This is a genomic window from Ruminococcus sp. AF17-12, assembly GCF_003479245.1.
GTDB classification, from domain to species: Bacteria; Bacillota; Clostridia; order Lachnospirales; family Lachnospiraceae; genus Blautia_A; species Blautia_A fusiformis.
The window spans coordinates 139,187-165,958 of sequence record NZ_QUGY01000004.1; the positions used below are offsets into that span (position 1 = coordinate 139,187).

A 26,772-nucleotide genomic window follows, 5' to 3' on the forward strand; every position below is an offset into this window, starting at 1 on the left:
ATATAATATAACTGTGAGATTTTCAAGAGACTTTCCGAGGATTTTGTCGAAGAAGCCATTCAAAAAAGAGACCGGTAAAAAACCACAGAGGAGCATAGTCCAGTCGGATCACTCCTTTATACTGAAGCGGAACATGAGAATAATCCCAGGGACAGATGTGAAGCTTCTGAAAAAAAGATCCGCTTAAAAATTCCACGAAAAAAATCCCGCAGCTGTAAATGATCCCCCGTACCATAACCGGAAAGCGGGCAAGCTTGTAGTAAGCCGGACGGATCAGTGCTGCAAGTCCGTAAACAGGGAACATCAGAAGAGAGGTTTTGCCCATCATAGTAAAATGTCCGGTGACAAGAGAGTGCAGTCCTGTCCATAAGATCTCCAGACACCAGCCTGTAAAACCGCACAGAAAAAAATCCTTCTTTTGCATTTTAAAGCTCCTTCTCATCAGCAGAAATCCTGCGCTTTCCGGAAAATGTTAGTTTAACTGGATTAAGAAAGTTCCCTGCGGGGTTGTGAATATCCGCCTGGACTTTACATATATTTAACGTGGAAAAGCGTCTTTAATAGCCTTCCCTGCCTTGAAAAAAATATACACGTGGGTTATAATGAACAAAATTATTACTGCAAAGTGAAAAAGCAGTAATGGATTATCAACACATGCGGAAGGAGAAAACAGACGATGAATTATGAAGAAAGTCGTGCCTACATCAGAGCCGCGGAACTGAAAAAGGGAATTGTTCTGGGCCTGGAAAATATGAGAGAGATGATGAGGCGGCTTGGAAATCCCCAGGATGAACTGAAGTATGTTCATGTAGCGGGAACTAACGGAAAGGGTTCGGTGATCGCATATCTGTATTCCGCTTTATCAGGTGCAGGTTACCGGGTCGGAAGATATATTTCCCCGGCGGTCTATTCCTACAGAGAGAGGATGGAGGTTAACGGAGAACCTGTCAGCAGAGAGAAATTTGCAGCATATGTGACAAGGATCGCGGAGGTGATCGATGAGATCGTAAAAGAGGGAAAACCGCATCCGTCAGTATTTGAAATTGAAACTGCAGCCGCATTTCTTTATTTTCAGGATGAGAAATGCGATCTGGTATTAATGGAAGTTGGTATGGGCGGCGATCTGGATGCCACCAACATTATACGTACTACAGTTCTTTCCATTCTGGTATCCATCAGTATGGATCATACGGCATTTCTTGGAAATACCCTGGGCGAGATAGCAGAAAAAAAGGCCGGCATCATTAAACCGGACAGTCATATGGTAACTGTAAAGCAGCAGCCGGAGGCAGAGGCGGTCATACGGAGAATATGTGAAGAACAGAATGTGCCGTACGAGGCAGCAGACCGGGACAGCGCAGAGGTACTGGAAGCATCCATAACCGGCCAGACCTTTCTTTATAAAGGAGAAAAATATACAATATCCCTGGCAGGTGCCTATCAGAAAGAGAATGCGGTGGCAGCGCTCCGGGCACTGGAAATCCTGAATGAACAGGGATATCCCACAACACTGGTCCAGAGACAGGATGGACTGAAGCGTACCACCTGGCCAGGAAGATTTGCACTTCTCGGGACAGAACCGGATTTTGTGGTTGACGGAGCTCATAACCCTGCAGCAGCAGACATGCTGGCTGCGTCCATTGAGCGGTATTTTAAGGGGAAAAGGATCATCTACATCATGGGAATGTTCCGTGACAAGGATTACCGAAAGGTCATCCGGAAAACAGAAAAATATGCAGATACCATCCTGACGATTGCGGCACCGGATAACCCCAGGGCTCTGACCCCGCAGGAACTGGCAGATGCGGTGCGGGAATTTCATTCTGATGTAAGACCCTTTGACAACATCGAAGCTGCAGTGGCAGAGGCCTATCATCTGGCAGGAAAAGAGGATGTGATCATTGCTTTTGGTTCCCTGGCGTTCCTGGGGAACCTTACAGAAATTATCAGGAACCATAACGGAGGAAACCAATGACGGATTTGGAAAGATACAGAGACGAGATCGATGAGATCGACAGTGAGATCGTACGTCTCTTTGAAAAACGAATGAAGGTGAGTGAGGAAGTCGCTGAATATAAAATAAAAACCGGTAAGCAGGTACTGGATCCGGCACGTGAGAGCCAGAAGATCCATACGCTGAAAAACAAGGCTCACGGAGACTTTAACAGCCTCGGCGTGCAGGAGCTTTTCCGTCAGATCATGGCCATCAGCCGTAAGAGACAGTACCAGCTGCTGACAGAGCATGGGATTTACGGAGAGCGCAATTTCACAACTGTGAAGCATGTTCCCCTTGAAAACGCAACGGTTGTGTTTCAGGGGGTAGAGGGAGCTTACAGCTATGCGGCTATGCGGCAGTACTTTGGAAAAAATATTGAAAGCTACCATGTAAAAACATGGAGGACAGCTATGGAGGATGTAACCCATGGCAAGGCCGATTATGCGGTACTTCCTATTGAGAATTCTACTGCAGGTATCGTGGCTGATATCTATGACCTTCTTATGGAATACAAGCTGTATATCGTGGGCGAGCAGATCATCCGTGTGGATCATGTGCTTCTGGGAATGCCGGATGCACAGATCAAGGATATCAGGGAAGTATGCTCTCATCCCCAGGGACTTGCCCAGTGCAAAGCGTTTCTGGAGGAAAACCCTTCTTGGAAAAAGAAAGAAGTGGAAAACACCGCAGGAGCGGCAAAAAAGGTCAGTGAAGTGGGAGACAAAGGTGTGGCAGCTATCGCAAGCCGTGAGGCTGGTGAGGTATTCGGTCTGAAGGTCCTTGCAGAAAATATCTGCAGAGAAAAAGCAAACTCCACACGTTTTATTATTGTAAGCAGGAAACCGGAATATGAGGAAAAGGCCGGGAAGATCAGCATCTGTTTTGAACTGCCTCATGAAAGCGGAACTCTTTACAACATGCTTTCCCATATCATTTACAACGGTCTGAATATGACCAAGATCGAATCCCGTCCGATTCCGGGAAAATCCTGGGAATACCGTTTCTTCGTGGATTTCACAGGGAAGCTTGGCGAAAGCGCTGTGGAAAATGCGTTAAGAGGAATCGAGGCGGAGGCGAATGTTCTCCGTGTTCTTGGAAATTATTAAGATACAGAGGAGTTAATTATTATGTTGGCAAGAATTCAGGAATGTATCCTTTACCGTGAATTTTCAAACGGCGAGATACTGAACGATATGGCAGAGCTTATCAATCTTTATGAATCTGATGAAGAAGCACTCAAGGCAAGAGAAGACCAGTTTTTCAAAAGTGTCAACGGGCTGGTGGAGCTGGCAGGAATGTACGGCTTTTCCGGAAATATCTGGCATACATATCTTACATTCCTTCTGGTAAATCATGAGAACGCTTTCAGTATGGCAAGCGAGATCCGGGGAGCGATCAAGGGCAGCATTAATGACCTGGCAAAAAATGATTTCCAGATTTTCAAGGAACTGTATGATTTTGACATCACGGTCTTTGACAAAGTGTTCGGAACTGTATGCTGCAGGGTGATCTGTGATTACCAGACACCGGATGAGAACAGCAAGCTCTTTAACACCAGGATCCGTGACCGGATCTGCCAGATGAGCAAAACCCTGGCAGCAGCCACCACAACCGAAGAATTTATGGATGACATGGTATCCTTCTATAAAGATTTCGGTGTTGGCAAGCTTGGCCTTCATAAGGCATTCCGTATCGGCCACGATGAAGAGGGAAAGGTGGAGATCCAGCCTATCACAAGAATCGCACATGTGAAGATCGATGACCTGGTAGGATATGAGATCGCCAAGAAAAAGCTCATTGATAATACAGAGGCATTTGTACAGGGGAGAAAGGCGAACAACTGTCTGCTCTTTGGCGATGCGGGAACCGGCAAATCTTCCAGTATCAAGGGAATCCTGAACCAGTATTATGATCAGGGACTTCGTATCATTGAGGCCTATAAGCATCAGTTCCAGGATCTTAATGAAGTCATCGCCCAGATCAAAAACCGTAACTATCGTTTTATCATTTATATGGATGATCTTTCCTTTGAGGAATTTGAAATTGAATATAAATACCTGAAAGCAGTGATCGAGGGCGGGCTTGAGAAAAAACCGGACAATGTCCTGATCTATGCCACAAGTAACCGGCGTAATCTTGTCCGTGAGCGTGCCACAGACAAGCTGGAGATCGCAGATGACAATGATCTGCATTCCTCCGATACCGTACAGGAGAAGCTTTCTCTGGTATATCGTTTTGGGGTTCGTATCTACTTTGGCAAACCGGACAAAAAACAGTTCCAGGAGATCGTCCGTACACTGGCAGCCCGTTATGGAGTTACCATGCCGGAGGAGGAACTGCTTCTGAAAGCCAACCAGTGGGAGATTTCTCACGGGGGACTGACCGGACGTGCAGCGCAGCAGTTTATTGATTACATTGTGGGAACAGAGGAAGAAAAAAAGAAATAGTTTACCTGTGTATTGGGGGAAAGGATGAAAAACTATGGCGGTGACAACCTTTGCAGCAATTGATATAGGCTCCTATGAAGTCAGTATGAAGATCTTTGAAATGTCAAAGCGGATCGGCTTCCGGGAGATCAATGATGTCCGTTACCAGCTGGAGCTGGGCCGTGGAACTTACGCTGCAGGACGGCTGGAGATGGAGACTGTGGATGAACTCTGCGGGATCCTTAATGATTTTAAACGCATGATGGCTGAATTTGGGGTGGAAAGCTGGCGTGCGTGTGCAACAAGCTCTCTCCGTGAGCTGGAAAATCCGGTGATCATCCTGGAGCAGATATATCAGAGAACTGGTATCCGGGTAGAGATCCTGAGCAATGCGGAACAGCATTTCCTGGGATATAAATCCATTGCTGCCATTGAATCCGGCTTCAAAAAGGCTATTCAGAAGGGTACGGCGATCCTGGATATCGGAGGAGGAAATCTGCAGATTTCTCTCTTTGACAAAGATGCTCTGGTGCTGACCCAGAGTATCCGTATGGGAAGTCTTCGTATCCGCGAACGTCTGAAAGAACTGGAGAAAACAACTCCACATTATGACCGGCTGATAGAGGAATTTATCCGAAATGATCTGATAAGCTTTCAACGCCTTTATCTTAAAGACAAGGAAATCTCAAATCTGATCCTGATGGGAGATTTTCTCACAGATACGATTTTTCAGGACAGATCCGGAGAGAATATCATTACAAAGGAGGAATTCCTGAAGAAATACGAGACCATTGTAAACATGTCCGATCATGACCTTGCCGAATCCATGGAGCTGGAACCGGAATATGCGTCTCTGATCGTGCCGAACATGGTTATCATTCGAAACTTTATAGAAATCTTTCAGGCAGAAGCACTCTGGATCCCGGGTGTTTCTCTTCTGGACGGGATCGCCTATGACCATGCGGAAAAAAATAAATATCTGAAAAGTGTACATAATTTTGAAAATGATATCCTGGTGGCATCCAGGAACATTGCCAAAAGGTATTCCAGCGGAAAGAATCACATTGCAGGAACTACCGATGTGGCACTGGATATTTTTGACAGCACAAGGAAGATCCACGGCATGGGAAAACGTGAACGGCTTCTTCTGCAGATCGCGGTTCTTCTTCATGACTGCGGAAAATATATCAGTATGAGTGAGGTGGCAGAATGCTCTTACCGAATCATCATGGCTACGGAGATCATAGGTCTTTCCACAGAGGAGCGGCAGGTGATCGCCAGTGCGGTAAGGTACAATACCAGAGAATTCGGCTGCTACGAAGAGATCAACCGTGAAACATCCATGAGCAGGGAAAATTATCTCCTGACTGCGAAGCTGACCGCAATTCTCCGTCTGGCCAATGCTATGGACAGAAGCCATTACCAGAAGGTAAAAGCGCTTAATGTAACCTTAAAAGACAGGATTCTTTACCTGGTGGTGGATTCCGCAAGGGATGTTTCGCTGGAGCTGGGACTTCTGAAAGATAAAAAGGAATTTTTTGAAGAGGTGTTTGGCATCCGGCTTGTAATGAGACGGAAGGGAAAAAGATAACGGAGGAGGCTTTTGTATGAAATTTAAGGAATTTGACAAACCGGAATATTTTGTAAACAGAGAACTGAGCTGGATCAAATTTGATGATCGTGTGCTCAGTGAAGCCAGAGACAAAAATCTGCCTCTGTTTGAGAGAATGAAATTTTTGAGTATCACCTCATCCAATCTGGATGAATTTTATATGGTCCGTGTTGCATCCCTGAAGGATCAGGTTCATGCAGGATACAAAAAAACGGATATTGCAGGAATGACAGCCAAGGAACAGCTGAAAGCCATCAGCCGGCAGACACATGAGCTTGTTCACGTACAGTACAGTACATTAAACCGGTCTCTGGTCCCTGCACTTGAAAAAGCAGGACTTCATGTGATCTTTGAGCACGAGGCATTTTCCGAGAAGCAGAAAGAGTTTGTGGATCAGTATTTTGAGGACAATGTATATCCGGTCCTGACACCAATGGCAATGGATTCTTCCAGACCGTTTCCTCTGATCCGTAATAAAACGTTGAATATCGGAGCACTTCTTTCCAAAAAAGATACCAAAAAAGGAAAAGAAGAGATTGATTTTGCCACTGTACAGGTGCCTTCTGTACTTCCAAGAGTAGTGATCATTCCATCTGAGAAAAAAGGCCATACAACCGTAACGCTTCTGGAACAGATCATTGAGCGCAACATCGACAAGCTGTTCTTAAGCTATGATGTGATCTGTGCCCATCCGTACAGGATCATGCGTAATGCGGATCTTCCTATTGACGAGGATGAAGCAGAGGATCTTCTGGTTGAGATCCAGAAACAGCTGAAAAAGCGCCAGTGGGGAGAGGTGATCCGCCTGGAAGTGGAAGATAAGATGGATCCGCGACTCCTGGATATTCTGAAAATGGAGTTTCAGGTTCATGGAGATGATATCTTTTTTATCAACGGACCGCTGGATCTGACCATGCTGATGAAGGTTTATGGTATTGACGGATACGATCAGTTCAAGGAACCGAAATACAAACCGGCAGCAGTGCCGGCATTTCAGAATGACAAAGATATTTTCCAGGTGATCAGGGAGGGTGATGTGTTCCTGCATCATCCGTATATGAGTTTTGATCCGGTGGTGAATTTTGTGCGTCAGGCGGCAAAGGACCCGGATGTACTGGCGATCAAGCAGACTCTGTATCGCGTCAGCGGCAATTCACCCATCATTGCGGCACTTGCTCAGGCTGCAGAAAACGGCAAGCAGGTTTCCGTTCTTGTAGAACTGAAGGCGCGTTTTGATGAGGAAAACAATATCGTCTGGGCAAAAATGCTGGAAAAGGCAGGCTGTCATGTGATCTATGGTCTGGTGGGGCTGAAGACACACAGTAAGATCACTCTTGTTGTGAGAAGAGAAGAAAACGGAATCCGCAGATATGTGCATCTGGCAACCGGAAACTATAACGATTCCACAGCCAAGCTTTATACAGACTGCGGTATATTTACCTGTGACGAACGGTTTGGAGAGGATGCAACTGCTGTGTTCAACATGCTTTCCGGATATTCCGAGCCGAAGCGCTGGAATCGCCTGATCGTTGCGCCGATCTGGATGAAGGACCGTTTTGTAAAAATGATCGAAAGAGAAGCGGAGCATGCGAAAAAGGGAGAAGAGGCTCACATTGCGGCAAAGATGAATTCTCTGTGTGACCCTGAGATCATAGCAGCGCTGTATTATGCTTCTTCCTGTGGCGTAAGGATCGATCTTCTGATCCGCGGCATCTGCTGCCTGAAGGTGGGCATTCCGGGTATCAGCGAAAATATCCACGTGCGTTCGATCGTCGGCAATTTCCTGGAGCACAGCCGTATTTTCTATTTCCGCAATGGCGGTTCCGATGAAATCTATATGGGAAGTGCGGACTGGATGCCACGTAACCTTGACCGTCGTGTGGAGATTGTTTTCCCTGTGGAAGATGAGCGGATCAAGGAAGAGATCATGCATGTGCTGGATCTGGAATTCCGTGACAATGTAAAAGCACATATCCTGCAGCCCTCCGGTTTGTATGAGAAGCAGGACAAACGTGGCAAAACGCTGATAAATTCCCAGATGGAATTCTGCAGGGAGGCTACCGAGCGGGCCAGGGCAGCAAAGAAGGAGAAAAAAGAAAAGAAGAGAGTTTTCGTACCGGCTGAACCGGCGGAGGATATTATAAAATAGTAAAAGAAAAGGACAGCCTGTCATATCAATTTATGATACAGCTGTCCTTAAATAATGTTCTCAAAGATTATCCATATTATGTCAATACTGCATGATATTCAGAAAAACTGACAGCATGCGGACGTTTCTAATAACACTTCTTGCAGGCTTTATACCCTGCAGCTTCAGCCTGGGAGCGTGTCATCTCTGTGGCATTATCCGGATTCATATTTCCGCAGTTAGGGATCCGGTGGTACTTGCTTCCGGTAGCGGAGATCCAGACCATATCACCCACTGGCTCCGGATCGGCCTGCACTCCGGTCTGAGGATCTGCAGCAGCCGAATCAGAAGATCCATAGCCGGACGCACCGGAATCCTTATAAGCGGAGGAAGGCTGTGTGCCGGTATCCGATTCATCTCCAGCAGAATAATCATTACAGGGACTCTGGTTCCACTGGATATTGCTTCCGTCGCTGACTGCGATCACCGTACCCTGCTCATCAGTACGAAATACCTGTATTCCCATATCCGCAAGCTTATCCATGGTATCCTTATGAGGATGTCCGTAGGAATTACCGGCGCCGCAGCTGATCACTGCATATTCCGGAACAGTCTTCTGGAGCAGATCCCAGGTGGTGGCAGTGGCAGAACCGTGATGTCCCGGAACGATCACATCGCAGGAAAGATCAAGTCCCAGATCACAGATCGCTTCCTCCCCGGCAGATTCTGCATCCCCGGTAAAAAGAAAATGGTTATTTCCGTTTTCCAGCCGGATCGCAACAGAATTGTCGTTATCGTTGCTACTGATCGATTGAGGAGAAAGAACCGTAAATTTCCCGCCTCCGAAAGCAAAATCCGTTCCGGGCTTCGGATGCTGCACAGTTAATCCCTGAGCGGCAACACTGTTTTCAAAAGATTGATAGATCTTTGTATCCTGTACATAATCTGCACCGATCACATTTTTTACGGAAAAGCTGTCTAGGCATCCTACAAGACCAGCCACATGGTCCTCGTCATAATGGGAGGAGATCATATAGTCAATGATGGAAATATTCTGTTTCTGCAGATAGGAAACCACGAAACTGGAATGTCCTCGGTCACCGCCGTCATACAGGAGATTCTGCCCCTGTGACTGGACCAGGATCGAAAGCCCCTGCCCTACATCCAGAAAGTGTACAGCCATTGTTGTGTCAGCAGAAGCAGCCTCGGCTGTGTAAGCAGCAGAGGGAACTCCTGCGACTGTTAGCAGAACAAGCAGCAGAGAAAGAAAAAATGTCTGCAGCTTTCTGCGAAAAGAACGTTTGTGATGCATGAGAAGTCACCCCTTATCTTAAGTATTTTCAGGGGAAATTATAAAACAGAAGAGAAAGAAAAGCAAAATAATATATGTGAAAATACAGAAAACAGATAAACAGGAAGAACGAAATTTTTATATGCAATGTTCAGAGCAACGTTTGAAAGCGATAACAGGAAAAAGTGAAGTATAACAATCACAAAAAAAGCAGTCAGAATAAAAATCCTAACTGCTTTCTGTTGATAGCCAGTACGGGAATCGAACCCGTGTTTCCGCCGTGAGAGGGCGGCGTCTTAACCCCTTGACCAACTGGCCATATTCATTTGTGTCGTTTGCTCTTGATTTCTGTTGTTTCCCGCAACCGACTTCGTTAGTATATAATACTTTCTTACAAAATGCAAGCACTTTTTTTCTTTTTTTGAAAAAAATTTTCACCCTGTTTTTTGACAATTTTTTTGACGGAAAAATCGATTGATGATATGATAGATACAAAACGAAATGGAATAAAAAAATATAAAGAGGAAGAGTATGGATTACAGAAAAAAGAAAAATTTGATATGGAAGGGAGAATCCTTTCTTTTTGTTGTGGTACTGCTGGTTTTTGGCGCGATCTTTGCGGCGATCCACACAGGGGGGCTGATCCAGAAGCAGGACAGTGTACAGCTTCTTAACAAAGGATGGTACTACATAAAAGACGGAAAAAAACAGGAGATCACCCTGCCTGCGGAAATTCCGGCAAAAACAGGTGAAAAGCTGATCCTGTACAATGAAAGTCTGGGAGCGGAAAGCAGAGGAATGACCGTGGTTTCTACAGGAGCCCAGTACGATCTGGTGATACGCCTGAATGGAAAGATCCTGTATGAATATAAGGAGGCCATGTTTTCCAAAAATGTGCAGATGCGTTCCAAGGTGCAGTGCATCGCCGCTCTGGGTAATGACACAGAGGGAAAAGTCCTGACGTTCAGCTATTCTGCGCCTCAGAGAGGAAAATATGTTATAGAGCCGGTATGCATAGGAACCGGAAGTGCAATAGCCTGGTATCAGATCAGAAAAGCAGCCATTCCTTTAGGGGCGGCAACGATCATGATCGTATTAAGTATGATCGCCCTGTGCATCTGCATCTATATGAGAATAAGGCAGATGCCGGACAGACGGTTCCGGGATGTGGCACTGTTCCTTATGATGTGCAGTATCTGGCTGGTGACGGACTCATCACTGGCACAAAGCTACAGCAGATGCCCCGAAGTATTATGTCTCATTTCTTTTTATATGTTCATGCTGCTAGCAGTTCCGATGTTGCGTTTTTTGCAGAATATCGGAAACATGAAAAAATACAGGCTCCTGGATCTTGGAATCTTTACATTTTATCTGAATGCTGTTTTACAGGGAGTTCTGGTGATCCTGGGAGTCTTTGAATTTAAGGATATGCTGTTTGTAACACATATCCTGCTGTTTGTGTGGGTCCTGATATCAGCGGTACTTCTGATCCGGGAGTACCGGAAGCATAAACAGCGTGAGATACATCTGCTTCTCATTGCATATATCATCGTGGGAACAAGTGGTATCATAGCGCTGATCCTGTACTGGCTGTTCGAGATTTCCTACTATGGATCCATTTTTGAATTGGGAAATCTTGTGTTTCTTGTGCTGGTCATTGCAGACGCAGTCATGATGATGGCAGACAATGTCCGTTACCGTCTGGAATCCCAGGCTTACGAACGACTGTCCAGAGAGGATGGGATGACAGGACTTGAGACGAGAGCCAATTTTGAGAAAAAACTGGAAAGTATTTCCGCAGATATGGGCAGATACCGGGATATCCTTCTTATGTATATCGATATCGATCAGCTTCGCGTGATCAACGAAGAATACGGACGGGCTGCAGGAGACGAGATGGTGGTGATCTCGGCCAGATGTGTGGAGAACGTTTTCCGGGAAAAAGGAACCTGCTACCGCATCGGCGGGGATGAATTTGCGGTTCTGGTCTATGAGCCGGAAGTACCGGACGAATTCTGGCCGGAACGCCTGAAAGAAGAGCTCCGGAATATTGGGAGAGGATGCAGACATCGTTTTTCGTTATCTCTGGGATACAGCCATCTGCGGAATAAGGATGGTTCTCTGAAATCCATAGGAGAATGGAAATATGAGGCAGACAGGAAGCTTTATGAGAACAAAAAGAAGGAGGATTTGAAAAATGGAGTATATTAACTGTTTTCAGATCACATCCCTTGTTCTGGTGACGATGATCGCGATACATTATTTTTCTCATAAAAGACTGAACAATGCGGAAAACAGGAATTTTGTATGTTTTCTGGCTTTCAGCGGCGTTTACGTGCTGCTGGATATGCTGAGTGCGGTGATCGCGGGAGGCGGCAGCAGCGAAGTCTGCAGAATGTCAGCGCTGGTCCTGACGCTCTATTATTTCTGTGATGTCATACTTACCTATGGGCTTTTCTGCTACATTCGGATCATCACCGGAAGACAGAAGGAGAAGTATAAATGGCTGAAAACCGGCTGGGTGGTCCTGCCGGCTGCAATGCTGCTGGCAGTTACAGCAAACTTACGGACGGGATGGCTTTTTTATTTTGACCAGGAAGGTAGATTTATCCGGGGAAGTTTTCATTTTCTGCTCTATGGATATGTATTCTTTTTTATGCTGGTGATCGTTGCATTTATGTTACTTTATGGAAAAACAGCAGAAAAAGAAATACGGCGCACCATATGGAGATTTTGGTTTATCGAAGCAGCCTGCCTGTTTCTCCAGATTGCCGCGGAAAGAATACTGCTTACCGGCTTCGGACTTTCTGTAGGACTTTGGCTGATCTATCTTACTATGAACAATCCAGGTGAATATACGGACAGTATGACAGGTTTATTTGACAAACAGTATTTTGACAAATGGATCGGAGAAAAGCTCTATCGAAAAGAAAGCTTTCATCTGCTTGCTGTGGATGCCCGCAATATGAAGCAGATCAACCGGATCTACGGTACCAGAGTGGGAGATCAGCTGCTGATCCGGGCGGCGAAGGGATTTCGGGAGATCACGGATTCAGTGCAGATCTTTCGTATCACAGGCAATTGCTTTCTGGCAGTGCTGGACTCGCTGACAGATTATGAAAAAGCCAGAGATGGTATAGAAGAATTTCTGAAAAAGCCGTTTTTTATCGAAAACGAAAAGGTGTCGTTCCATGCTGCGATCTGCGGGATCATGAATGCGGAAAAACTGGAAAAAGAGGATAGTATTCTTTCTTATATTGAATATATGATCTCTCTGATACAGAACCGTCAGGATACGGTCCTGATCCAGTCGGACAGCAAGATCCTGGAGGGCTTCCGCTATGAGCAGGAAGTGGAGCATTTTCTTCAGAAGGCTGTGAAAGAGGATCTGTTTGAAGTATATTATCAGCCGGTATATTCTATAAAAAACCAGGATTTTATTACTCTGGAGGCACTGAGCCGGCTGAAACATCCTGTTCTGGGAATGATCCCGCCGGATGTGTTTATCGGGATCGCGGAAAAACAGGGAATGATCTCTGCAGTGGGATGTCTTCAGCTTCACAAGGTCTGCCGTTTTATAAAAGAACATGAATATATCATGAAGAAGATCCGGAATGTGAAATTCAATCTTTCTCCTTCCGAACTGATGAAACCCGGATACAGCCATGTGCTTATCGGGATCATACAGGGGTATGGATTAGATCCAGGATATTTTCAGTTTGAGATCACGGAAAACGTGGCAACCGAATACAGCGAAAGCTTCTGCACAGCCATTGATGATTTTGCAGAAGTGGGGATCCACATGTGCCTGGATGATTTCGGTTCCGGTTATGCAAATCTGAACGCAGTTCTTCGCATCCCGTTTTCAGCAGTAAAAATGGACCGTTCTCTTTTGTCCGGGGTCAGCAGCGATCCTCAGACGGCTACCTTTTATCGCAGCATTGTCATGATCCTGCAGCATATGGGATATAAGGTGATCGCAGAAGGCGCTGAGACCGAAAAGGAGGTAAAGCTTCTGGAAAAATGGGGTGTGGATATGATACAGGGATATTATTTTTCCAGGCCCCTGTGCGAGGAGAAGCTTCTGGAAAAAATTTCCTGAAATGATCAGAAACAGGCGGAAAACATGCTTTCATAAAAAGCAGGGGTTTCCGCCTGTTGTATTCTGGCAGACACAAATTGCTTGAAGTTTACAGATACTTTTGATAGAATAGATAGGCTGTGGCGGCTGAAGAAAGCGATTTTTCGGAAGACCGGTTTCTTGAACTGCCACGCGTATCTTTTGGAAAAATTGCAGAAAAAAGATGATCATGTGGACTTTACAAGTACATATATTTTGAGTATAATACAAACAAATGTTCGAATATAAAAAAGAAAGGAATCAGTGGAATGGCAAAAAAAGACACTTATGATGCGGGCAGTATCTCTGTCCTGGAGGGCCTCGAGGCCGTGCGAAAGCGCCCCGGTATGTACATCGGAAGCGTATCCAGAAAGGGACTGAACCATCTGATATATGAGATCGTAGACAATGCGGTGGATGAGCACCTTGCAGGGTACTGCAGCCGTATCCATGTAGTTCTTGAGAAGGACGGTTCCTGTACAGTAGAGGATAATGGACGAGGGATCCCGGTGGATATGCATGCCAAGGGAATATCTGCGGAGCGTCTTGTTTTTACAACCCTTCATGCAGGCGGTAAGTTTGACAATTCCGCATATAAGACAAGCGGCGGACTTCATGGTGTAGGGTCTTCCGTAGTGAACGCATTATCTACGTATCTGGATATTAAGATCAGTCGTGATGGTTATATACATCATGACCACTATGAGAGAGGAATCCCTACCATTGAACTGGAAGCAGGACTGCTCCCCAAATTAGGGAAGACCAGAGGTACCGGAACCTGTGTGAATTTCCTTCCGGATCCGGAGATTTTTGAGAAAACAAGATTTGGAGCAGCGGATGTAAAGAGCCGTCTCCATGAGACTGCCTATCTGAATCCGGAGCTTACCATCCATTTTGAGGATCGAAGAGGGGACGCTCCCGAGGATATTGAGTATCATGAGCCGGAGGGAATCGTAGGTTTTATCCGTGACCTTAACAAGAATGCACAGCCTCTCCATGATCCGGTTTATTTTAAAGGAGAGGCAGACGGGATCCAGGTGGAGGTTGCTTTTCAGTTTACCAATGAGTTCCGTGAGAACGTTCTAGGATTCTGCAATAATATCTACAATGCAGAGGGAGGAACTCATCTGACCGGATTTAAGACTACCTTCACAACGGTAATGAACACCTACGCACGTGAGATCGGTGTACTGAAGGATAAAGACCCCAACTTTACAGGTGCAGATATCCGAAACGGAATGACTGCTGTAGTCTCCATCAAGCATCCGGCACCCCGCTTTGAGGGACAGACCAAGACCAAGCTGGACAACCAGGACGCATCCAGAGCCACCGGCAAGGTAGCAGGAGAACAGCTGGTACTGTTTTTTGACCGAAATCTGGAAACACTGAAGATCGTCCTTTCCTGTGCGGAAAAGGCGGCCAAGATCCGTAAGACCGAGGAGCGTGCCAAGACAAACCTTCTTACCAAACAGAAATACTCTTTTGATTCCAACGGCAAGCTGGCCAACTGTGAGAAGAAGGATCCGTCACTGTGTGAGATCTTTATCGTAGAGGGAGATTCCGCCGGCGGTTCGGCCAAGACAGCCAGAGACCGTAACTATCAGGCAATCCTTCCGATCCGCGGTAAGATCCTCAACGTAGAGAAGGCTACCATCGACAAGGTGCTGGCCAACGCAGAGATCAAGACTATGATCAATGCCTTTGGCTGCGGTTTTTCCGAAGGCTACGGAAATGATTTTGATATCACGAAGCTTCGTTATGACAAGATCGTGATCATGGCCGATGCGGATGTGGATGGTGCTCATATCTCTACTCTGCTTCTGACCTTGTTTTACCGTTTTATGCCGGAGCTTATCTATGAGGGACATGTGTATATTGCCATGCCACCTCTTTATAAGGTAATGCCGAAGAAGGGGCAGGAGGAATATCTCTACGATGACAAGGCTCTTGAGAAATACCGTAAGAGCCATAAACCGGGAAGCTTCACGCTCCAGAGATACAAAGGTCTCGGTGAGATGGACGCCCAGCAGCTCTGGGAGACTACCCTGAACCCTGAGACAAGAATGATGAAGCGTGTGGAGATCGAAGATGCCCGCATGGCCTCCGATGTGACAGAGATCCTGATGGGAAGCGATGTTCCGCCACGTAAGGCCTTTATCTATGAGCATGCAACAGATGCAGAGCTGGATATTTGATTGGGAGAATAAACTATGAATACGAAACAGGACAATATCATCCGCACCGATTATGCGGAGATCATGCAGAAATCATATATCGATTATGCCATGAGCGTTATCATTTCCAGAGCACTGCCGGATGTACGTGACGGACTGAAGCCGGTACAGCGCCGTACCCTTTACGATATGTATGAGTTGGGTATCCGTTACGACCGCCCGTACCGTAAATGTGCCCGTATCGTAGGAGATACTATGGGTAAATATCATCCCCACGGTGACCGCTCCATTTATGATGCGCTTGTAGTCATGGCGCAGGAATTTAAAAAGGGTCGTACATTGGTGGACGGACATGGAAACTTTGGTTCCATCGAGGGAGACGGAGCCGCAGCCATGCGATACACAGAGGCCCGCCTGGAGAAGCTGACCCAGGAGGTTTTTCTGGAAGATCTGGATAAGAACGTTGTGGACTTTATGCCGAACTTTGATGAAACAGAGAAGGAGCCGGTAGTACTTCCGGTGCGTATTCCAAACCTCCTTGTAAACGGAGCAGATGGAATAGCCGTTGGTATGGCTACCAGCATCCCGCCGCATAACCTGGGCGAAGTGGTGGATGCTGTGAAGGCATACATGAAGAATAATGATATCAGCACCCGTGGGCTGATGCGTTATCTCAAGGGCCCGGATTTTCCGACAGGTGGTATCGTAGTAAATAAGGACGACCTTGTAAAGATCTATGAATCCGGAACAGGTAAGCTCCGTATCCGTGGACGGGTGGAAATAGAGAAGCTGAAGGGCGGTCGCCAGCAGCTGGTGATCACAGAGATTCCTTACACCATGATCGGTGCAAACATCGGAAAATTCCTTAATGATATCGCAACCCTGGTAGAGACCAAGAAGACCACAGATATCGTGGATATTTCCAACCAGTCTTCCAAGGAGGGAATCCGTATCGTTCTGGAACTGAAGCGCGATGCAGACGTGGAGAACCTTACCAACATGCTCTATAAGAAGACCCGACTGGAGGATACCTTCGGTGTCAACATGCTGGCAGTTGCAGACGGAAGACCGGAAACACTGGGACTGAAGCAGATCATTGCTCACCATGTGGACTTTGTATTTGAAGTAAATTCCAGAAAATATACAACCCTTCTTGCCAAGGAACAGGAGAAACGGGAGATCCAGGAAGGCCTTATCAAAGCCTGTGATGTCATTGATCTGATCATCGAGATCCTCCGTGGCAGCAAGAGCCGTGACCAGGTAAAGAAATGTCTGATCGACGGTATCACAGAAGGGATTAAATTCAAGACCAAGACATCCGAAAAAGCGGCAAAATCCTTGAAATTCACAGAAAAACAGGCCGCAGCTATCCTGGACATGCGTCTTTACAAGCTGATCGGTCTGGAGATCGATGCTCTGATGAAGGAGCATGAGGAAACCATGAAGAACATTGCTGCTTATGAGGATATCCTGAATAATTATGACTCCATGGCAGCAGTGATCATGGGTGAACTGGATCAGATCAAGAAGGAATACGGCAGTAAGCGTAAGACTTCCATTGAAAACGCCGAGGAAGCTGTTTATGAGGAGAAGAAGATGGAAGAGACCGAAGTCTGCTTCCTGATGGATCGTTTCGGATATATGCGTCTCATTGACAAGAATGCCTACGAGCGTAATAAGGATGCCGCTCATGCAGAGAGCCGCTATGTCTTTACCTGCATGAATACGGACAAGATCTGTATCTTTACAGATACCGGCAAGCTCCACACCGTGAAGGCAGAGGATATCCCGCTGGTACGTTTTCGTGACAAGGGTGTTCCTGCAGATAATCTGGGTAATTATGACAGTACTTCCGAGCAGATCCTCTATGTGGCACCGCTGAGTCAGGTAGCAGCCTCCACAGTACTTTTTGTTACAGAGAACGGTATGTGCAAGCTGGTAAAAGGTGACGAGTTCCGTGCTTCCAAACGCACCATTGTTTCCACCAAGCTTGCAGAGGATGACCGCCTTGTATTCGTAGGAGCAGCGGATGAGATGGATCAGGTTGTGTTCCAGTCTGAGAAAGGTTACTTCCTCCGTATCATGAAAACCGAGATCTCCGTCACCAAGAAAAACGCCCTGGGTGTCCGAGGCATGAAGCTTACCGGCGAAGACCGCATCCACCATGCGTATCTTTTGGAAAGCAGGCAGGAGTATGCCATTACCTACCACGACAAACCATATGTACTTAACAAAGTCAAACTCGCCAAGCGAGACACCAAAGGTGTGAAGCCGAGAATCTGATCACCACCCCGCCATCTACCTCACAGCTTACGGTGATCTGGCTGGAACTGACCATTCGTGAGATGCACGCTCATTCCCGGTTTGACGGGCAGATATGAGGGGAAGGCTCTCCTCCCTGAAATACGTAGACAAAGGTCAGCTCTACGAAGCCACCATCCTCAAGTCCCTGAAAGAAGACACCACCCGCCGCACTGTAGTCCTGGTATCCCACAGAGTCTCCACTATGAATGTGGTGTATGAGATGGAGAATGGGAGATTATCATAAGAGATGGCGCTTTGGATACATTGATATAGATGAACTAAAGCAGTATAATATATAACTTGTAGTGAGGGTACGGTGTTGTAAATGGAAGAGAAGAAGATGAATTATATTGCACATTGTGATGGTGAACGTGAACAAAGTATATTAGAGCATTTGCAGGGAACGGCAGAAAAAGCAAAAGATTTTGCAGAAGTTTTTGAAAAAGGAGATTGGGGATATTGCTGTGGAATGCTGCATGATATCGGAAAATATAGCGATAAATTTCAACGTCGGATTCGTGGAGAAGAAATAAAAGTGGATCATGCAACAGCAGGAGCAAGAGTTTGCATGGAATTGGGTGGGATGTATCCGTTTTTGGAGATGTGTATTGCGGGACATCATGCTGGCTTATCCGATTATGGCGTCAGCACAGATACAGGAAATTCATCTACTACACTTGGAAGAAGAAAGAAGAAAATAGAAGATTTTTATGCATACAAAAAAGAAGTGAAGATTCCAGAGTTAAAAACATCACCAGTTAATGTAGAGAAAACGAAGGATTTAAATTTTTCTTTAAGTATGTTTACGAGAATGATGTATTCTTGTCTTGTCGATGCCGATTTTCTTGATACAGAAGAATTTATGACAGAAGAAAGATCGGGACGACAGCAGGGGCAAGAGATACAGGTGCTTCTGGATAAATTGGAAAAATATATAACAGAGTGGCTGAAAAATACAGAAACAGAAAGTGTAAATGGCAGAAGAACAGAGATTTTAAAAGCTTGCCTGGAAAACGGAGAGAGAGAAAAAGGCCTTTTTCGGCTGACGGTTCCGACTGGTGGAGGTAAAACGGTTGCATCGCTTGCATTTGCATTAAGGCATGCAGTTAAGCATCACATGAAACGTATTATTTATGTGATACCTTATACCAGTATTATCGAACAAAATGCAGCAGTTTTTCGAAGGATATTAGGAGATGAAAATGTTCTGGAAAATCATTGCAACATAGATTATGAGGAAGCAGAAGAACTGAAACCTATGCAGCTTGCTTCTGAAAACTGGGATAAACCAGTAGTAGTTACAACGAATGTACAATTTTTTGAATCCTTGTTTTCAAATAAATCTTCAAAATGCAGAAAATTACATAATATGGCAAATAGTGTGATCATATTTGATGAAGCACAGATGTTGCCAAATGACTATTTGAAACCCTGTCTGACAGCAATTGAAGAACTGGTGATAAATTATAAGGTGAGTGCAGTATTATGTACAGCTACACAACCGGCATTGGATGCTTTTTTTTGCAATATAAAGCAGATTACTGAGCTTTGTCCAAGGACAGAGGAACAGTTTGAGTTTTTTAAAAGAGTTCACTTTGAAAACGATGGAAAATTGTCAGAAGAAGACGTGGAAGAATGTCTGTTAAGAGAAACACAGGCATTATGCATTGTGAATACAAAAAAGAAAGCTCAAAAAATTTATAATGCTATGAGAGAAGATGGCGTTTATCATTTATCTACGAGCATGTATCCAAAACATAGAAAGCGTATGTTAAAGCAGATAAAAGAACGATTGAGAGAAGGGAAAAAGTGCATTGTAATTTCAACAAGTCTGGTAGAGGCAGGAGTAGATCTTGATTTTTATACAGTATACAGACAGCTTTCAGGAATAGATTCTATCATTCAGGCGGCAGGAAGGTGTAATCGTGAGGGAAAACGGACGATAGAAGAAAGCAAAGTGGTGATTTTTCAGTTTGATGATGCTGAAAAAGTTCCAGGGCAGAGACAGCAGATGGATGTTTCGAAAGCGCTGCTTGCGAATGAATGTAAAATTGAAGATATGCAGACTGTAACAAGATACTTTGAAATGCTTTATCATATGCGAGGTGAAAGTTTGGATAAAAAGAAAATCTGCGAAGAGTTTAATGGGGGATGGCATCATTTTGCTACAGTGGAAAGAGAGTTTAAACTGATAGATGAAAACACGGTAACCGTTTTTGTAAATCAGGAAGAAGATGCTCAGGAAGTGATACAGGATCTGAAAAATAAAGGTTTTACAAAATCCGGAATGAGACGGGCTGTACAATATTGTGTGAATTTGTATAAACAGGAATTTGAGAAATATAATGATGCGGGGATGCTGAAGCTGGTTTCGGAAGATATAAAGGATTTCTATGAACTGACAGATTTAGAACAATATTCAGAGGAGACAGGACTGAATCTTGAGGTTGACTGTGGCATGGCAGTTTGGTTGTGAAAATATGTAGATTAGAGCAGGGAGATTAAGGTGGAAAAACCTTAATCTCCCTGTTCTAATTCTACACGGTTACATTTAAAATTATTATTTCAATCCACAGGAACCATTTTAATCGAATCAAGCAAGTCGCCTGCCTTCATAGGCATTAAAATGTTTTCTGACATACTATAAATATAATATATAAATAAAAAGAATTCAATAAATTTAAATGTAAATAATTTAGGGGCAAGTATTGTATATTTTGGATGAGTGTAGTATATTTAAGATGACGAGAAAAAATAAAAGAAAATTATTAAAAATAAAAAGAATTTACAGAAAAAAGGAGCTGCATATGATTCTATATCATGGGAGCAAAGAGGTAGTGGAATATCCGGAAATCAGAAAAGCCAGATTTAACAAAGATTTTTATTTTGGTTTTTATTGTACAAATATTGAAAAGCAGGCAGAACGATGGGCTATAAGATATGGTAAAAAAGGATATATTAACAAGTATGAGTATACAGAAAATCAGAGATTAAATATTCTTAAATTCGATAAAATGACGGAAGAATGGCTGGATTTTATTATTTCCTGTCGAAAGGGACAGGCACATCAGTATGATATTGTGGAAGGACCAATGGCAGATGATACAATCTACAATTATCTGCAAAATTATCTGGATGGAAAGATTTCAAGAGCTGCTTTCTGGGAATTGGTAAAATTCAAGTATCCAACGCATCAAATCAGTTTTCATACAATTTCAGCACTGGATACATTGAAATTTGTAGGAAGTGAGGTTGTTTATGGCGAGAAAAAATAATAATGCTTTGTTTTTTACCTGTAGTTTGATCGAGTACATAGGACGAACTCAAAAACAACGTCGGTGGAAAGTTACGGATTATCTTGGAATGGAAAATATAAAGCGAATATATAACTATGCGGATGTCTTTCACTGTGAGCCAATAGAAAAAGTTGCGGCAGAATTTACAGAGCAATGTGATATTCCGGAGGGCGAATTTGACAATGTATCAATATGCAGGTATGCAATTCCGGATTACTGGGATATTGGAGAAGTATATGAGAGATTAATAGAAGACATATACGATGATACAGAACTTGAAAAGGGAATATGGGAAATTTATCATTCCTGGATTGATGCACATATTTCGGACTATAATACAGATTTTTATTATCAATCACGAGATTATATAGCAGCATGTTATAAAGCTGGTGAAATAATATGAGAAAAGAGGGAAAGTGCCTATGGGAATGGGAGTAAAGGTCAGAGTGTGGGGGGATTATGCATTATTTTCAAGACCAGAGATGAAAGTAGAACGGTGTTCTTATGATGTAATAACACCGTCGGCTGCCAGAGGAATTTTGGAAGCAATTTACTGGCATCCGGGCATGAAATGGTGTATAGATAAGATTTATGTGAAGAAACCGGTTAAATTTACCAGTGTAAGAAGAAATGAAGTGAAGAGTAAGGTATCTGCAAGTAAAGTGCTTGAAGCCTATAATGGAGGAATGAAACCCCTATATTTAAGCAGTAAAGAGGAAATTGTACAGAGAGCGTCTTTGTTGTTAAGTGATGTAGAGTATGTTATTGAAGCTCATTTTGAAATGACGGAGAAAGCAAATGAAACGGATAATCCAGGGAAATTCAAGGATATTATTATGAGGAGATTGAAAAGAGGCGCATGTTACAGTATGCCTTATTTTGGGTGTCGGGAATTTCCTGCAAATTTTGAGTTGTGTAATGAAGAGGAAATTCATACTGCATATGACGATGTAGAGGAAAAAGATTTTGGATTTATGCTATATGATATTGATTATTCGGATGAAGAGAATCTTAGCCCCATGTTTTTTAGAGCAATCATGAAACAGGGAGTAATAGATGTGCGAAACTGCGAGGTGGTTCGATGATACTGCAGGCATTGGTGAAATATTATGAAGATTTGGAAAGACAAGAAAAATTACCCAAACAGGGGTGGTGTCAGGCAAAAGTTTCTTATGGAATCAATTTGTCTACAGACGGGGATATAAAGAATATCTTATGGCTGAAGGAGGAGAGACAGGCAGGGAAGAAACAGATTTGGATTTCACAAACAATGAAAGTTCCGGCAATGCTCACGCGATCATCCGGAGTTGCGGCGAATTTTTTATGTGATAATTCGAAATATATGCTTGGAATTGATAAGAGTGGTACAGGAAAAAGAATTACAGAATGCTTTGAAGCGGCAAAGGAGAAGCATCTGAAGTTGTTGAAAAATACTTCCGGAGAAATGGCACAGGCTATATGTGCTTTTTTTTATAAATGGAATCCGGAAAAAGCAAAAGAAAATGCTGCTGTTTTAGAAAACTGGGAGGAGATCACGGATGGTGGAAATCTTATATTCTGTATGGATAAAAAATATGCCCAGGATGACAAGGAAATAGAGCAAATATGGAATGTAGAAAGTAAACAGTCGGAAACAGATATAAGTGGAATTTGTCTGGTAACAGGAGAAAAAACTGAAATTTCAAGAATTCACAGGAATATAAAAGGGGTGCCGGGAGCACAGTCCAGTGGTGCAGCTTTGGTTTCTTTTAATGCACCATCATTTGAATCTTATGGAAAAGAACAGAGCTATAATGCACCGGTCGGAAAATATGCAGAGTTTGCTTACACAAGTGCGTTGAATTATTTGCTGGCACAAAAGAAATATACGTTTCCGCTGGGAGATTCTATTATTGTATATTGGGCAGAGGAGGCAAAGACGGAATATCAGGATGCGCTTTTAGCATTGTTAAATCCGGTAAAAGATAATCAAAGTGAGGTACATGGATTTTTTGAAAAACTCAGAAAAGATGAACAGATCATAATTGATGACATTGAATTAAATCCATCTCAGAAGTTTTATATTTTATGTCTGGCACCAAATGCTGCCAGGTTATCTGTAAGATTTTTTTATCAGAGTTCATTTGGAAATATTACGAAAAATCTGGCATGTCATTATGAACGAATGCAGATGATAAAACCTAAATGGGAAGAGCGGGAATATCTTGGAATTGAAGATATGTTAAAAGAAACAGTGAATATGAATTCACGGGATAAAAAAACAATCTCCAATATGGCCGCTATGGCGTTTTCAGCTATTTTACAAAATTCCAGGTATCCGGCAAGTTTGTATACAGATACATTAATAAGAATACGGGCTGAGCAGGGATGTGTAACATGGGGAAGAGTTTCTATTGTTAAGGCATTTCTGATAAAAAATTATAAAAATACGGAAGGAGAGATCTGTATGGGATTAAATGAAGAATCTAATGATGTAGCATATGTATTGGGAAGATTATTTTCTGTGTTGGAGTCGATTCAGACAGAGGCAAATCCTGGAATAAAATCAACAATTCGAGATCGGTATTTTAATTCAGCATGTGCAACACCGGCATCAGTATTTCCAGTATTGTTTAAATTAAAGAATAGTCATATAAAAAAAATAGAAAGAGATAAAGGGTATTTGAAAAGAAAATATGAAGATCTTTTGGGCGAATTGGTGAGTAAGCTAGAAGCTTATCCAAAACGTTTGCCATTGGAGGAACAAGGAAAATTTATTTTGGGGTATTACCACCAGAAACAGGAAAGTATTTGGGAAAACGGGAGGGAAAATAGATGAGCGAAGTTATTAAAAACAGATATGAGTTTGTAGTTTTATTTGATGTGGAAAATGGTAATCCAAATGGAGATCCGGATGCAGGAAATATGCCAAGAATAGATCCGGAAAGCGGCTTAGGGCTTGTTACGGATGTCTGCCTGAAAAGAAAAATAAGAAATTATGTGGAAACAGTAAAAGAGGATGCACAGGGTTACAAAATTTATATTAAAGAAGATGTTCCGTTGAATCGAAGTGACCGAACGGCATGTGAAAATGTTGGAATCAAAGAAACAGATGATAAGAAAGTAACGGAAGCATTAAAAAAACTGAAAAAAAGTGATCCGGGTGTGGATTCAAAATTGCGGGATTACATGTGTGAAAATTATTATGATATCAGAACTTTTGGGGCAGTAATGACTACTTTTGTAAAAGCTTCTTTAAACTGCGGACAGGTGCGTGGCCCAGTTCAGCTTGGATTTGCCAGAAGTATCGACCCAGTGATCAGTCAGGAAGTTACCATTACCCGTGTGGCAATCACAACAGAAAAAGATGCCGAAAATAAAAGTACCGAAATGGGAAGAAAGAGTATTGTGCCATATGCATTGTATCGCGCAGAGGGCTTTATATCTGCAAATCTTGCACGAAAAACAACAGGATTTACAGAAGAAGATCTGGAACTTCTGTGGGATGCGATCATAAATATGTTTGAAAATGACCATTCAGCAGCCCGTGGAAAAATGTCAGTACGTGAACTGATCGTGTTTAAGCACAGTAAAGAATTGGGAGATTGTCCGGCATATAAATTGTTTGATGCAGTTGAAGTAACACGAAAAGAAAATGTAGAATATCCGAGAAGATATCAGGATTATACAGTTGAAATTCATAATGATAAAATACCGGAATCTGTTGAAGTAAAAAGGATGATTTGATGGAGTATACAGAAGATGATTATTTGATGATATCAGGTATACAGCATTTTAAATTTTGCAGAAGACAGTGGGCATTGATCCATGTTGAGCAGCAGTGGGCAGAAAATGTTCATACAGCTGTTGGAAAACTGATGCACCAGAAGGTACATGATCCATATTTGACGGAAAAAAGAAAAGATACTATTTTGGTAAGAGCTTTGCCGGTTTCTTCAAGAATTATGGGAGTGAGTGGAGAGTGTGATCTTGTAGAATTTCATAAATGTGAAGATGGAATACGGCTTCATGGACATCGGGGAATGTATTCTGTTTATCCGGTAGAATACAAAAAAGGAAAAGAAAAATCAACAGATGCCGATAGATTGCAGCTTGTGGCACAGGTTTTATGTCTCGAAGAAATGTTTTCTGCAACAATACCTGAAGCAGCTCTTTTTTATGGAGAAACAAGACGAAGAGAAGTTGTGGAAATTACAGAGGATCTGAGAAATGCAGTCAAAGATATATTTGAAGAGATGCATCAGTATTACAATAGAGGTTATACTCCGAAGGTAAAAACAGGTAAAATGTGTAATTCCTGTTCATTAAAGGAACTTTGTCTGCCCAAATTAAACAAACAAGTTTCTGTGAAACATTATATAGACCAGATGCTGAAGGAGGAAGAGACATGAAAAAACTTTTGAATACGTTGTATGTAACTTCTGAAAACAGCTATTTGGGTTTAGATGGAGAAAATATAGTTGTTTTTGAAGAGGATAAAGAAAAAGGAAGACTTCCATTACATAATCTGGAAGGGATAGTTTCCTTTGGATACAGGGGCGTCAGTCCGGCATTGATGGGATCTTGTGCAGAAAAAAATATCTCTCTTTGTTTTATGACGCCCCAGGGAAAATTTCTTGCGAGGATAACCGGAAAGACAAGAGGAAATGTGCTTTTGCGAGAACAGCAGTATGCAAGCAGTTTGGATTCAGCAATCAGCCTGGAAATTGCAAAAAACTGTATACTTGGAAAGGTGTATAATGCAAGATGGGTGTTGGAACGCTGTGTTAGAGATCATAGTATGCAGGTAGATGCGGACAAAATAAAAATAGCATCAGAAAAGCTGAAACATACGTTGGGATTAATTCAAACATGTGAATCAAAAGCACAATTAAGAGGTTTTGAAGGGGAAGCGGCCAGCGTGTATTTTGGAGTTTTTGATGAAATGATTTTGCAACAGAAAAAGGATTTTTCATTTCAAGGAAGAAATAAAAGACCACCGTTAGATAATATGAATGCAATGTTGTCTTTTGTATATACGTTGTTGACAAATACGATTGCTTCTTCCCTGGAGTGTGTGGGGCTGGATCCTTATGTGGGATATCTTCATACCGAAAGACCAGGTAGAGTATCACTGGCTTTGGATATGATAGAGGAATTAAGAGCTGTATTGGCAGATCGTTTTGTATTATCGCTTGTTAACAAAAAGATTGTAAATGGAAAGAATTTTACCAAAAAAGAAAATGGAGCTGTTCTGATGGATGATGAGCTGCGAAAAAAGCTGTTGGTAGAATGGCAGAAGAAAAAGAAGGAAACCATCACACATCCGTTCTTGAAAGAAAAGGTGGAATGGGGAATGGTTCCTTATGTACAGGCAATGTTGTTGGCAAGATATTTAAGAGGAGATTTGGACAGTTATCCAGTGTTTTTGTGGAAATGAGGTGAC

20 protein-coding genes and 1 tRNA gene are annotated in these 26,772 nt (G+C 43.2%); 17 read left to right on the forward strand and 4 right to left on the reverse strand.

Annotated elements, in window-relative coordinates; all coding sequences use genetic code 11:
• Positions 1–22: 22 nt before the first annotated feature.
• Positions 23–424, reverse strand: coding sequence for a putative ABC transporter permease (locus DWW77_RS05800; protein ID WP_022426606.1), 402 nt, complete (start codon positions 422–424; stop codon positions 23–25).
• A 252-nt stretch (positions 425–676) separates the two neighbouring features.
• Here DWW77_RS05800 and DWW77_RS05805 point away from each other — a divergent pair, with 252 nt between their 5' ends.
• From DWW77_RS05805 to DWW77_RS05825, 5 genes are read left to right on the forward strand one after another with little or no spacing between them, the layout of a single operon-like run.
• A complete protein-coding gene (locus tag DWW77_RS05805; RefSeq protein WP_118513712.1) occupies positions 677–1,975 on the forward strand; it encodes a bifunctional folylpolyglutamate synthase/dihydrofolate synthase in 1,299 nt (432 codons plus the stop codon).
• On the forward strand, positions 1,972–3,102 hold the full coding sequence (gene pheA / locus DWW77_RS05810; protein ID WP_118608260.1) for a prephenate dehydratase: 1,131 nt from the start codon (positions 1,972–1,974) through the stop codon (positions 3,100–3,102). Before DWW77_RS05805 ends, pheA begins: the two co-directional genes overlap by 4 nt.
• 21 nt (positions 3,103–3,123) lie before the next feature.
• Complete coding sequence (locus tag DWW77_RS05815) at positions 3,124–4,443, forward strand: ATP-binding protein (RefSeq protein WP_330575514.1); 1,320 nt, start codon at positions 3,124–3,126, stop codon at positions 4,441–4,443.
• A gap of 34 nt (positions 4,444–4,477) precedes the next feature.
• On the forward strand, positions 4,478–6,013 hold the full coding sequence (locus DWW77_RS05820; protein WP_118513710.1) for a Ppx/GppA phosphatase family protein: 1,536 nt from the start codon (positions 4,478–4,480) through the stop codon (positions 6,011–6,013).
• A 16-nt stretch (positions 6,014–6,029) separates the two neighbouring features.
• Positions 6,030–8,183: an RNA degradosome polyphosphate kinase gene (locus tag DWW77_RS05825; protein ID WP_118608261.1), complete on the forward strand. Its 2,154-nt coding sequence runs from the start codon at positions 6,030–6,032 to the stop codon at positions 8,181–8,183.
• Positions 8,184–8,310: 127 nt separating this feature from the next.
• On the opposite strand, the gene DWW77_RS05830 is transcribed toward DWW77_RS05825, so the two are convergent.
• Together DWW77_RS05830 and DWW77_RS05835 are read right to left on the reverse strand one after the other, a co-directional pair.
• Positions 8,311–9,474 carry a ComEC/Rec2 family competence protein gene (locus DWW77_RS05830; protein WP_118608262.1) on the reverse strand — a complete coding sequence of 388 codons (1,164 nt, stop codon included), beginning with the start codon at positions 9,472–9,474 and terminating at the stop codon, positions 8,311–8,313.
• Positions 9,475–9,699: 225 nt separating this feature from the next.
• A tRNA-Glu gene (locus DWW77_RS05835) sits at positions 9,700–9,771 on the reverse strand.
• Between the two features lie 213 nt (positions 9,772–9,984).
• On the opposite strand from DWW77_RS05835, the gene DWW77_RS05840 reads away from it, so the two are divergent.
• From DWW77_RS05840 to DWW77_RS05855, 4 genes are all read left to right on the forward strand, one after another.
• Complete coding sequence (locus DWW77_RS05840; protein ID WP_118608263.1) at positions 9,985–11,664, forward strand: GGDEF domain-containing protein; 1,680 nt, start codon at positions 9,985–9,987, stop codon at positions 11,662–11,664.
• A complete protein-coding gene (locus DWW77_RS05845) occupies positions 11,651–13,555 on the forward strand; it encodes a GGDEF domain-containing phosphodiesterase (RefSeq protein ID WP_118608264.1) in 1,905 nt (634 codons plus the stop codon). The genes DWW77_RS05840 and DWW77_RS05845 overlap by 14 nt, the downstream gene beginning before the upstream one ends.
• A gap of 287 nt (positions 13,556–13,842) precedes the next feature.
• Positions 13,843–15,768 carry a DNA gyrase/topoisomerase IV subunit B gene (locus DWW77_RS05850; protein WP_021650321.1) on the forward strand — a complete coding sequence of 642 codons (1,926 nt, stop codon included), beginning with the start codon at positions 13,843–13,845 and terminating at the stop codon, positions 15,766–15,768.
• A gap of 15 nt (positions 15,769–15,783) precedes the next feature.
• The gene (locus tag DWW77_RS05855; protein WP_118608265.1) at positions 15,784–18,030 is read left to right on the forward strand and encodes a DNA gyrase/topoisomerase IV subunit A; all 2,247 of its coding nucleotides are present in this window, start codon (positions 15,784–15,786) and stop codon (positions 18,028–18,030) included.
• Between the two features lie 70 nt (positions 18,031–18,100).
• Here the strand turns inward: DWW77_RS05855 and DWW77_RS17975 are convergent, their stop codons facing one another.
• Positions 18,101–18,241, reverse strand: a complete 141-nt coding sequence (locus DWW77_RS17975; RefSeq protein WP_173733046.1) for a hypothetical protein — start codon at positions 18,239–18,241, stop codon at positions 18,101–18,103.
• Positions 18,242–18,391: 150 nt separating this feature from the next.
• Between DWW77_RS17975 and DWW77_RS05860 the strand changes: the two genes are divergently transcribed.
• From DWW77_RS05860 to cas1c, 8 genes are all read left to right on the forward strand, one after another.
• Positions 18,392–20,527: a CRISPR-associated helicase/endonuclease Cas3 gene (locus DWW77_RS05860; protein ID WP_059085252.1), complete on the forward strand. Its 2,136-nt coding sequence runs from the start codon at positions 18,392–18,394 to the stop codon at positions 20,525–20,527.
• Positions 20,528–20,858: 331 nt separating this feature from the next.
• Positions 20,859–21,326, forward strand: a complete 468-nt coding sequence (locus tag DWW77_RS05865) for a DUF3990 domain-containing protein (protein WP_015525783.1) — start codon at positions 20,859–20,861, stop codon at positions 21,324–21,326.
• Positions 21,310–21,750: a hypothetical protein gene (locus DWW77_RS05870; RefSeq protein WP_059085218.1), complete on the forward strand. Its 441-nt coding sequence runs from the start codon at positions 21,310–21,312 to the stop codon at positions 21,748–21,750. The genes DWW77_RS05865 and DWW77_RS05870 overlap by 17 nt, the downstream gene beginning before the upstream one ends.
• A 19-nt stretch (positions 21,751–21,769) precedes the next feature.
• Positions 21,770–22,432: a type I-C CRISPR-associated protein Cas5c gene (gene cas5c / locus DWW77_RS05875; protein WP_015525785.1), complete on the forward strand. Its 663-nt coding sequence runs from the start codon at positions 21,770–21,772 to the stop codon at positions 22,430–22,432.
• Positions 22,429–24,165 (forward strand): type I-C CRISPR-associated protein Cas8c/Csd1, encoded by a 1,737-nt coding sequence (cas8c, locus tag DWW77_RS05880; RefSeq protein WP_059085217.1) that lies wholly within the window; start codon positions 22,429–22,431, stop codon positions 24,163–24,165. The genes cas5c and cas8c overlap by 4 nt, the downstream gene beginning before the upstream one ends.
• Entirely contained in the window at positions 24,162–25,073 is a 912-nt protein-coding gene (gene cas7c, locus DWW77_RS05885; RefSeq protein ID WP_059085216.1) for a type I-C CRISPR-associated protein Cas7/Csd2, read from the forward strand. Before cas8c ends, cas7c begins: the two co-directional genes overlap by 4 nt.
• The gene (gene cas4, locus DWW77_RS05890) at positions 25,073–25,738 is read left to right on the forward strand and encodes a CRISPR-associated protein Cas4 (protein ID WP_059085215.1); all 666 of its coding nucleotides are present in this window, start codon (positions 25,073–25,075) and stop codon (positions 25,736–25,738) included. The genes cas7c and cas4 overlap by 1 nt, the downstream gene beginning before the upstream one ends.
• Positions 25,735–26,766 carry a type I-C CRISPR-associated endonuclease Cas1c gene (gene cas1c, locus DWW77_RS05895; protein WP_015525792.1) on the forward strand — a complete coding sequence of 344 codons (1,032 nt, stop codon included), beginning with the start codon at positions 25,735–25,737 and terminating at the stop codon, positions 26,764–26,766. Before cas4 ends, cas1c begins: the two co-directional genes overlap by 4 nt.
• Positions 26,767–26,772 lie beyond the last annotated feature (6 nt).

Bases quoted from the DNA above. Each gene is read 5' to 3' on its own strand.
- DWW77_RS05800 (WP_022426606.1), bottom strand. From the start codon at position 424: ATGCAAAAGAAGGATTTTTTTCTGTGCGGTTTTACAGGCTGGTGTCTG.
- DWW77_RS05805 (WP_118513712.1), top strand. From the start codon at position 677: ATGAATTATGAAGAAAGTCGTGCCTACATCAGAGCCGCGGAACTGAAA.
- pheA (WP_118608260.1), top strand. From the start codon at position 1,972: ATGACGGATTTGGAAAGATACAGAGACGAGATCGATGAGATCGACAGT.
- DWW77_RS05815 (WP_330575514.1), top strand. From the start codon at position 3,124: ATGTTGGCAAGAATTCAGGAATGTATCCTTTACCGTGAATTTTCAAAC.
- DWW77_RS05820 (WP_118513710.1), top strand. From the start codon at position 4,478: ATGGCGGTGACAACCTTTGCAGCAATTGATATAGGCTCCTATGAAGTC.
- DWW77_RS05825 (WP_118608261.1), top strand. From the start codon at position 6,030: ATGAAATTTAAGGAATTTGACAAACCGGAATATTTTGTAAACAGAGAA.
- DWW77_RS05830 (WP_118608262.1), bottom strand. From the start codon at position 9,474: ATGCATCACAAACGTTCTTTTCGCAGAAAGCTGCAGACATTTTTTCTT.
- DWW77_RS05840 (WP_118608263.1), top strand. From the start codon at position 9,985: ATGGATTACAGAAAAAAGAAAAATTTGATATGGAAGGGAGAATCCTTT.
- DWW77_RS05845 (WP_118608264.1), top strand. From the start codon at position 11,651: ATGGAGTATATTAACTGTTTTCAGATCACATCCCTTGTTCTGGTGACG.
- DWW77_RS05850 (WP_021650321.1), top strand. From the start codon at position 13,843: ATGGCAAAAAAAGACACTTATGATGCGGGCAGTATCTCTGTCCTGGAG.
- DWW77_RS05855 (WP_118608265.1), top strand. From the start codon at position 15,784: ATGAATACGAAACAGGACAATATCATCCGCACCGATTATGCGGAGATC.
- DWW77_RS05860 (WP_059085252.1), top strand. From the start codon at position 18,392: ATGAATTATATTGCACATTGTGATGGTGAACGTGAACAAAGTATATTA.
- DWW77_RS05865 (WP_015525783.1), top strand. From the start codon at position 20,859: ATGATTCTATATCATGGGAGCAAAGAGGTAGTGGAATATCCGGAAATC.
- DWW77_RS05870 (WP_059085218.1), top strand. From the start codon at position 21,310: ATGGCGAGAAAAAATAATAATGCTTTGTTTTTTACCTGTAGTTTGATC.
- cas5c (WP_015525785.1), top strand. From the start codon at position 21,770: ATGGGAATGGGAGTAAAGGTCAGAGTGTGGGGGGATTATGCATTATTT.
- cas8c (WP_059085217.1), top strand. From the start codon at position 22,429: ATGATACTGCAGGCATTGGTGAAATATTATGAAGATTTGGAAAGACAA.
- cas7c (WP_059085216.1), top strand. From the start codon at position 24,162: ATGAGCGAAGTTATTAAAAACAGATATGAGTTTGTAGTTTTATTTGAT.
- cas4 (WP_059085215.1), top strand. From the start codon at position 25,073: ATGGAGTATACAGAAGATGATTATTTGATGATATCAGGTATACAGCAT.
- cas1c (WP_015525792.1), top strand. From the start codon at position 25,735: ATGAAAAAACTTTTGAATACGTTGTATGTAACTTCTGAAAACAGCTAT.